This is a genomic window from Acidisphaera rubrifaciens HS-AP3 (assembly GCF_000964365.1).
In the GTDB taxonomy this organism is placed as follows: domain Bacteria; phylum Pseudomonadota; class Alphaproteobacteria; order Acetobacterales; family Acetobacteraceae; genus Acidisphaera; species Acidisphaera rubrifaciens.
In genome coordinates this window covers 1-8466 of the sequence record NZ_BANB01000013.1, presented here as the reverse complement: position 1 = coordinate 8466, position 8466 = coordinate 1, and the positions used below count along the sequence as shown (strand labels likewise).

The following is an 8466-nucleotide window of genomic DNA, read 5'->3' as shown; positions in this document are numbered from 1 at the left end:
TCGGCGCGCGCATGACCCGCGTCGCCGCGCGACCCGCATGGTCATGATGCGGCGGTGCGTCACCGTCACGTAACGCCCGTTGCAACGCTGCCGCCTCTGGCCCAAAAGCAGCGCCCACGCGGCGGGCTGCGGCTTGGCCGCGGGGCGCCGGCTCCGCTAGGGTCCGGCGCGCCGCCAGGGAGAGCATCGCTGCCGCTATGCCAGGACGCCCGCTGTTCACCCGGATCGACCGTTACATGTTCCGCCAGATGGCCCTGTCGCTGGTGGCCGTCACCGGCGGCCTCGCCGCGCTCATCTGGCTGACGCAGAGCCTGCGCTTCGTCGAGATGGTGGTGAACCACGGCCTGTCGCTCGGCACCTTTCTCGAGCTGACCGGGCTGCTGATCCCGAGCTTCATCGCCGTGATCCTGCCGATCACCTGCTTCGTGGTGGTGCAGTTCATCTATCAGCGCCTGTCGGGGGACCGGGAGCTGACGGTGATGCGCGCGGCGGGCCTGTCCCCGTTCGCCCTGTCGCGGCCGGCGCTGGCGACCGGTCTGATCGCGGTCGGGGTCTGCTTTCTTCTGAACCTGGTGATCGTGCCCGACACGCTGCGCTCGTTCCGCGAGTTCCAGTGGGAGATCCGCAACCGCATGGCCGCCTTCCTGCTGCAGGACGGCGTGTTCACGCAGATCAGCGACAACATGACCGTGTACGTGCGGACGCGCGACGCGGACGGCACGCTGCACGGCATCATGATCGACGACGGCCGCAATCCGGCGGCGCATGCCACCATCCTGGCCCAAAGCGGCCGGCTGCTGGAGACGCCCGCCGGGCCGCGCGTGCTGCTGCAGGACGGCAGCCGGCAGGAGATCGACCGCCAGACCGGGCGGCTGAACGTGCTGACCTTCGGCGAGAACACGATCGACCTGAACCGCGGCGACAAGGGCGACGCCAACCGGCTGCGCGACATGTCGGAAGTGTCGCTGCACGACCTGCTGCACCCCGAGGGAATCGCGCTGCCCCGCGACGAGGGAAAGTGGCGGGCCGAGGCGTATAAGCGCCTGACCACGCCGCTGACCGCCCTCTCGTTCACGATGGTTGCGTTGTATTCGACATTGACCGGCATGTTCCGCCGCCATGGCGGCCTGTTGCGGCCGCTGGTCGCCGTGCTGGCGGTGGTGCTGCTGCTGGCGGTCGGCCTCGCGGTGGACAACCTTGCCGCGCGGGACGGGGCGCTTATTCCGCTGATGTGGCTGCATTCGGCGGGGCCCGGCATCCTGTGCGCCTGGCTGCTGTTCGCGCCGGAGCTGCTGGTGGCGATGCGGGCCCGCAATCTGCGGCGTGCCGCGGCGTGACGCTGGCGGCGACCCTTTCGTTCTACATCGCCCGCACCTTCGTCGCCTGGGTGCTGGTGATGCTCGCCTCGCTCAGCGGGCTGGTGTCGCTGTTCGACTTCATCGAGCTGCTGCGCCGGTCGGCGAGCAAGCCGGAGGCGACGTTCGGCCTCGTCACCGAGATGGCGGCGCTGCGGCTGCCCTATATCGCCATCCAGATCCTGCCCTTTGCGGTGCTGCTCGGCGGCATCCTCGCGCTGTGGCGGCTGACCCGCAGCTCGGAGCTGATCGTCGCCCGCGCGGCCGGCGTCTCCGCCTGGCAGTTCCTGGCGGCGCCGGTCTTCTGCGCCATGCTGCTCGGCGGGCTCGCGACGGCCGCGGGCAGCCCGCTGTCGTCGATGCTGCTGGCGCGGGCGGAACAGCTGGACAACCTCTATCTGCGCGCCGGCGGCGGCCCGCTCGCGCTGGCGGGCGGCCAGCTCTGGCTGCGCCAGTCCGATCACGGGCTGAGCCGGTCGGGCGTCGCGATCATCCACGCGCTGGGCGTGTCGCTGAAGGCCAAGACGCTGACGGTGCACGATGTCAGCGTCTTCCGCCTCGACGGGGACGACCACCTGCTGACGCGCATCGAGGCCAGCAGCGCCACGCTCGGCCCCGGCGTCTGGCTGATGGAGAACGCCCGCACCGTGCGGCCCGACCAGGTGCCGGGGCGACCGCAGGTGACGCTGCTGCCGACCGATCTGACCGTCAACCGCGTGCAGGAAAGCTTTGCCTCGCCCGACACGCTGTCGGTATGGGCGCTGCCGGACTTCATCCGCCTGCTCGACCGGTCGGGATTTTCGTCGATCCGCCACCGGCTGCATTTCCAGTCGCTGCTCGCGCTGCCGCTGCTGTGCGGCACGATGGCCCTCGTCTCGGCCGGGTTTTCGATGCGCCCGGCGCGGCGCGGGGGCGTGGCGCGCATGCTCGGCAGCGGCGTGGCGGCCGGGTTCGCGCTGTTCATGATCTCAAAGATGGCCGAGGAGTTCGGCCAGTCCGGCGCGCTGCCGGTGGCGCTCGCCGCCTGGGCACCGGCGGCGTCGGGACTGATGTTCGCGGTGGCGCTGCTGCTGCACCTGGAGGACAGCTAGGTGAGGCGCGCGGTGACCGACCCCGACCGTCCGGCCGCCGCCGCGTGGCGGGGCTTTGCCGCGCTGCGCCGCCTCGCGGCCGGGCTCGTCGTCATGGGCGGCCTGCTTGCCGGCATGGCCGGCAGCGCGCAGGCGCAGATCGGCAAGGCGCTGGAACAGCCAAAAGGCAGCCCGGTCAGCAAGGATCAGCCCGTCACCTTCACCGCCGATCAGGTCACCTATGACCGCGCGACCGGCATCGTGACCGCGACGGGCAACGTCGATGCCTGGCAGGGCGACCACGAGGTGCGCGCCGACAAGGTCACCTTCGACCGCAACACCGATGTCGCGGCGGCGATCGGCCACGTCGTCCTGCTGGAGCCGGACGGACAGGTGATGTTCGCCGACTACATCGAGCTGAGTCAGGGCATGAAGGACGCCGTGCTGCGCGGCATGCGGGCGCAGCTGACGCAGAACGGGCGGCTCGCGGCGAACGGCGCGCGGCGCACGGGCGGCGAGGTCAACGAGCTGTCGCGCCTCGTCTATTCGACGTGCAACGTCTGCATGAAGGACCCAAGCAAGCCGCCGCTGTGGCAGATCCGCGCCTATTCCGGGGTGCAGGACGTCGAGCACAAGCGCATCGAGTTCTATGACGCGACGGTCGACGCCTTCGGCATACCGGTCGTCTATCTGCCGTATTTCAACACGCCGGACCCGAGCGTGCAGCGCGCGAGCGGCATCATGATTCCGGTCATGGGGCAGGCGAGCACGGTGGGCGCGTTCTTCGGCCTGCCGTACTACGGCGTGCTGGACGACCAGTCCGACATCACCGTGACGCCGCTGATCACCACCCAGCAGGGCGGCCAGGTCGATGCCGACTATCGCCGGCGGTTCAATGACGGGACGATGGACGTCAACCTGTCGGCCGGTCAGCTCGACGGGCAGTTGCAGGGATCGATCTTCGCCAACGGGACGTTCAGCTGGGACGACACGTGGCGCTATGGCTTCACGTTCGACCGGGCGTCGTCGGTCAATTATCTGAACGACTACAACCTGGGCAACTATTTCGGCGGCATCGCCGACATCCTGACCAGCAACCTGTTTGTCGAGGGGTTCGGCACCGGCTCCTATACCAAGCTGGATACGACCTTCTACCAGAGCCTTGACACAAGCATCGCGCAGACGACGCTGCCGATCGTGCTGCCGCGCTATGAATACAGTTATTTCGGGCAGGTCGATCCGCTCGGCGGCCGCGTGTCGCTCGATACCGAGGATTTCAACGTCCTGCGCAACGTCGGCACCAACACGCAGCGCGCGGACCTGATCCTGAATTACGCCCGGCCGTTCACCGGGCTGTTCGGCGACATGTGGAACCTGCAGTTCCACCTGGTGAATGCCGCCTATAACGCGACCGCGTTCGACCAGCAGCCCAATTACGGCCCGGTCTCGCACCTGACGGCGGCGCGCACGATGCCGCAGATGGCGCTCGATCTGCGCTGGCCCTTCATGCGCACGAGCACCGACTGGGGCTCGCAGATCCTGGAGCCGGAAGCCGAGGTCGTGGTGGGCCCGAACATGGGCAACCACCAGATGCTGCATTATCCGAACGAGGACAGCCTCGATCTGGAGTTCACCGACTCCAACCTGTTCGGATGGAACCGCTTCCCCGGCATCGACATGCTGGAAGGCGGCTCGCGCCTCAATCTCGCGATGCATGGCGCGTGGTACCTGAACGGCACCGTGGTGGACGCCCTGTTCGGCCAGTCCTATTCGACCGAGCCGCTGACGATGATCCCGTTTTCCGGCCTGACCGGCCCGGTCTCTGACTATGTCGGGCACCTCTCGTTCGCCCCGAGCCCGTTCTTCAACGTCACCTATCGCTTCCGGCTTGATCACAACGACTTCAAGTCGAAGATGGCCGACGTGCTGGCGGTGGTCGGCAAGCCGGTGTTCAATTTCAATGTCGGCTACATCTATACGTCGAACAATCCGTATACCTATTACGACCAGCCGCCGCCCGGCTCGTCGCCGCTGTTCTACATTCCCCGCAACGAGGCGACGGCCGGGTTCGACAGCCGGTTCGGCCATTATCATCTGTCGGCCTATGTGCAGCGCGACCTTCAGACCAACCAGATGGTCATGCTCGGCGCCGAGGCGGCGTGGGAGAACGAGTGCATGATCTTGGACACCCGCTTCACCCGCATGTACACCGAGGTGAACGGCTTCTCCGGCTACGAGGCGGTGCTGTTCACGATCACGCTCAAGACGATCGGCGCCTTCGGCTTCCATGGCGCCTGAGACACGGGGCGGCATCGCCTTCGCGCGGCCGCCATGCTTGCCGCCCGAGACAGGGTTGCGTAGAGAAATGGCATGAACCGCCGAATGAAACTTACGGTTGCATGTTCCTGGCTGATGCTCGCGCAGGGCGCGGCGGGGGCGTGTGCGCTGGTCGCGACGACCCTCGCGCCGGTCGCCGCCCACGCGCAGTCGAGCAGCATCGTCGCCGTGGTCAACGGCGACGTCATCAGCGAGGGCGATGTCGAGAACCGCGCCAAGCTTTTCGCGCTGTCCGCGGGCGTCGCCAACACGCCGGAGATGCTGGCCCGGCTGCGGCCGCAGGTGACGCGCCAGCTGATCGACGAGCGGCTGCGGCTGCAGGAGATCCAGCGCCGGCACGTCAACGTGACGGACAAGGAAATCGCCGCCGCGATCCACGAGGTCGAGACGCGCAACAACATGCCGGCCGACGCGCTGCGCCGTAAGCTGGAATCGGACGGCGTCTCGTTCCGCACGCTGGTCGATCAGGTGCGGGTGCAGCTCGGCTGGCTGCGCGTGATCCGTGACCAGCTGGGCGATGCCGCGACCATCACCCCGGCGGAGGTCGCCGAACAGCAGCGCATCCTCGCCGCCCAGACCGGCAAGCCCCAGTACCGGGTCAGCGAAATCTTCATCCCCGCCGACACCCCCGCCCACGCCCCGGACGCCGAGAAATTCGCCGAGACCGTCATCAAGCAGCTCCGCTCCGGCGCCCCCTTCGCCGTCGTCGCGGCGCAGTTCAGCCAGAGCCAGACCGCGCTTGAGGGCGGCGATCTCGGCTGGGTCGAACCCAACGAGCTCGATCCCGGCGTCGCCCGCCTCGTCGAGCAGATGCCGCCCGGCGCCATCAGCAATCCCGTCCGCGTGCCCGGCGGCTATGACATCGTCACGCTGCGCGGCAAGCGCGAGATCGGCCACGACATCGGCACCATGCTGACGATGCGGCAGGTCTTCCTGCCCTTCACCACCGCGCTCGATCCGCAGCATCCGACCGAGCAGCAGCGCAGCACGCTGGAGCGCGCCAAGGCGTTGAGCGCCGCCACCCATGGCTGCGACGCGATGGAGGCGGCCGCCAAGGCGGTCGGGTCCACCCGGCCGGTCGATCCCGGCCCGGTGCGGCTGGAGACGATCAACCCCGCCGCGTTCCGCACGCTGCTGACCAATCTGCCGGACGGCAAGGCCTCGCAGCCGCTGGTGTCCGGCGACGGTATCGCCGTGATGATGGTCTGCAGCCGCGCCGAGAAGAACCTCGCGCAGGAATCGACCGAGGACATCCAGCGTCGCCTGCTCGGCGAGCGCGCCGAACTGGTCTCGCGCCAGCTTCTCCGCGACCTGCAGCGCAAGGCGGAGATCGAGCGGCGCGACGGCGCCGCCACGCCGAAAACCTGATCCCGGCACCCGCCCGGCCGCCGCTGCGCGAGGTCATCGCGCGCCACGGCCTCGATGCCCGCCACTCGCTCGGCCAGCATTTCCTGCTGGATGAGAATCTCACCGCCCGCATCGTCCGCGCCGCGGGCGCGCTGGAGGGGCGGCACGTGGTCGAGGTCGGGCCGGGCCCCGGCGGGCTGACGCGCGCGCTGCTCGACTCGCCCTGCGCCGACGTCACCGCGATCGAGATCGACCGCCGCGCCGCCGCCGCCATCGCCGAACTGGCCGAGGGCGAGCCGCGGCTGCGCCTCGTCGCCGCCGATGCGACGGAACTGGATGCGGCGACGCTGGTGCCGCCGCCGCGTCAGGTCATCGCCAACCTGCCCTACAACGTCGGCACCCGTCTGCTGATCGGCTGGCTGCGTCATGCGGCGTCGTGGGAGCGGCTGACCCTGATGTTCCAGCAGGAAGTGGCCGAGCGTCTGTGCGCGGCGCCCGGCAGCGGTGCCTATGGCCGGCTGTCGGTGCTCGCGCAGTGGACCTGTGCCACGCATCTCGCGCTGCGCCTGCCGCCGCGCGCCTTCGTGCCGGCGCCCGCCGTCTATTCCGCCGTCGTCGTCCTCACGCCCCATGCCGAACAGCCACCGCCCGCGCGGCTCGCCGCGATGGAGCGGGTGACGGAGGCGGCGTTCGGCCAGCGTCGCAAGATGCTGCGCGGCGCGCTGCGGCCCCTCGGCGGCGCCGAGTTGCTCGACCGCGCCGGTATCGCGCCCGACCGCCGGGCCGAGACGCTGAGCATCGCGGAGTTCGACCGCCTCGCCCGCTTCGTCGCGTCGGGTTAGGCGCCCGTCACCTCACCGCCGTCGCTTCACCGGCCGTCGCCTCACCAACCGTCACGATCTCCGTCTCGAACAGGAACGGCGCGAAGGCGTCGCGCAGCCGCGCGGCATCGCCGTCCGAAAGATTGTCCGATGGCAGCGTCACGCGCACGGTCGGGCGCGTCGTCGTCTCCACCGCCTCGACCCGCACCGCATGCGCCGTGCCGAGCGTGTCCGCCACCACGCGGGCGGCGACGCGCGCCATGGCGTCGAGACGCAGCGCCGGCTTGTAGATCTTGCCGACGGCCGTCACCGGCACGGTCTCCACGATGACGACCTCCACGGGGACCGCCGCGCGCTCCGCCACCTCGCGGCGGCACAGGTCGAGCAGCTCCTCGGGCGTCGCCCGCGCGCCCGCGCGCAGCTGCACGTAGGCGAGCGGCAATTCGCCCTTCAGCGCGTCCGGCTGTCCCACGGCGGCGGCGACCTGCACGGCGGGATGGCGCGTCAGCGCGTCCTCGACCAGCGCCGGCTCGATGTTGTGGCCGCCGCGCACGATGATGTCCTTCTGCCGGCCGTACAGCCACACATAGCCGTCCGCATCCTCCGCCCCGAGATCGCCGCTGTTCACCCAGCGGCCGCCGTCCGGCATGCCGCGCACGCACAGCGCCGCGTCGTCGAGGCCGAGATAGCCCGGCGTGACGCACGGGCCGCCGACCGCCAGCACGCCCTTCTCCCCCGGTCCGCACGCGCCGGCGAACGCCCCGTCCCCGATCCGCGCGGGGATGACGCGATGGAACGGGCTCATCAGCCCGACCGAGCCGATGCGCGGGGCCGTCGCGCCCAGCGGGTTGGCCGACAGGATGCCCTGGAACTCCGTCATGCCCCACAGCTCGCGCAGCGGCGTGCCGAAGCGCTCGTGGAACGCGCGGCCGAGGTCGCGCGGCATGGCGCCGCCGCCGGTGCTGACGGCGCGGATCGCATGGCCGTCCGACCGCGCATCGCGCTGCGCCAGCAGCATCGCGCAGGTGGTCGGCGCGGCGAGCACCGACGTCATGCCGTATTGCCGCGCGATGTCCCAGAACCGCCCCACCACGCCCGCGTCGCGGAAGCCGCCGGGTGTCAGCGTCAGCAGCGTCTGCCCCATCACCAGGCTGCGCAGGCAGCCGAGGATTGCGCCGCCGACATGGAAGTTCGGCATGCCGTGGCCCACCACCTCGTCCGAAGCCGGGCCGAGCTGCGCGCCGCTGTTCCACGCATTGAGCAGCTGCCCGCGCTGCGTGTGGCGCACCAGCTTCGGCGCCGCCGTGGTGCCGCCGGTGTGGAAATAGCCGCTGACGCGGTCGGGCGCCGGATCGGGCGTGAAACGCGGCCGTGGCGGTGACCAGGATGTTTGTCCCCGCCGCGCGCATGATGCCCGCGATATGCGCCGGATCGAGGAACGGGTTGATCGGGTTGCCGATGCCCGCGATCGCCGCGCCCCACATGGCGATCAGCCCCTCCGGCAGCAGCGGCGCGAGGACCGACACGACCGGCGGC

At 70.0% G+C, this 8466-nt stretch carries 6 protein-coding genes; 5 read left to right on the top strand and 1 reads right to left on the bottom strand.

The features are described from left to right. Window positions 1-197 precede the first annotated feature (197 nt). The 5 genes from lptF to rsmA all read left to right on the top strand — a co-directional run bounded on the left by lptF (window position 198) and on the right by rsmA (window position 6951). The gene (gene lptF / locus B8460_RS00595) at window positions 198-1337 is read left to right on the top strand and encodes an LPS export ABC transporter permease LptF (protein WP_048859626.1); all 1140 of its coding nucleotides are present in this window, start codon (window positions 198-200) and stop codon (window positions 1335-1337) included. Then, window positions 1334-2446: an LPS export ABC transporter permease LptG gene (gene lptG, locus B8460_RS00590; RefSeq protein WP_048859625.1), complete on the top strand. Its 1113-nt coding sequence runs from the start codon at window positions 1334-1336 to the stop codon at window positions 2444-2446. The genes lptF and lptG overlap by 4 nt, the downstream gene beginning before the upstream one ends. Next, window positions 2447-4723, top strand: coding sequence for an LPS-assembly protein LptD (locus tag B8460_RS00585; protein ID WP_048859624.1), 2277 nt, complete (start codon window positions 2447-2449; stop codon window positions 4721-4723). It begins immediately after the preceding gene. 84 nt (window positions 4724-4807) lie between these two features. After that, the gene (locus B8460_RS00580; protein WP_241771050.1) at window positions 4808-6130 is read left to right on the top strand and encodes a peptidylprolyl isomerase; all 1323 of its coding nucleotides are present in this window, start codon (window positions 4808-4810) and stop codon (window positions 6128-6130) included. Continuing rightward, window positions 6130-6951: a 16S rRNA (adenine(1518)-N(6)/adenine(1519)-N(6))-dimethyltransferase RsmA gene (rsmA, locus tag B8460_RS00575; RefSeq protein ID WP_048859622.1), complete on the top strand. Its 822-nt coding sequence runs from the start codon at window positions 6130-6132 to the stop codon at window positions 6949-6951. The genes B8460_RS00580 and rsmA overlap by 1 nt, the downstream gene beginning before the upstream one ends. 7 nt (window positions 6952-6958) lie before the next feature. Here rsmA and B8460_RS00570 read toward each other — a convergent pair whose 3' ends face one another. After that, the gene (locus B8460_RS00570) at window positions 6959-8353 is read right to left on the bottom strand and encodes an AMP-binding protein (RefSeq protein WP_241771051.1); all 1395 of its coding nucleotides are present in this window, start codon (window positions 8351-8353) and stop codon (window positions 6959-6961) included. Window positions 8354-8466: the final 113 nt, after the last annotated feature.

Bases quoted from the DNA above. Each gene is read 5' to 3' on its own strand.
- lptF (WP_048859626.1), top strand. From the start codon at position 198: ATGCCAGGACGCCCGCTGTTCACCCGGATCGACCGTTACATGTTCCGC.
- B8460_RS00580 (WP_241771050.1), top strand. From the start codon at position 4,808: ATGAAACTTACGGTTGCATGTTCCTGGCTGATGCTCGCGCAGGGCGCG.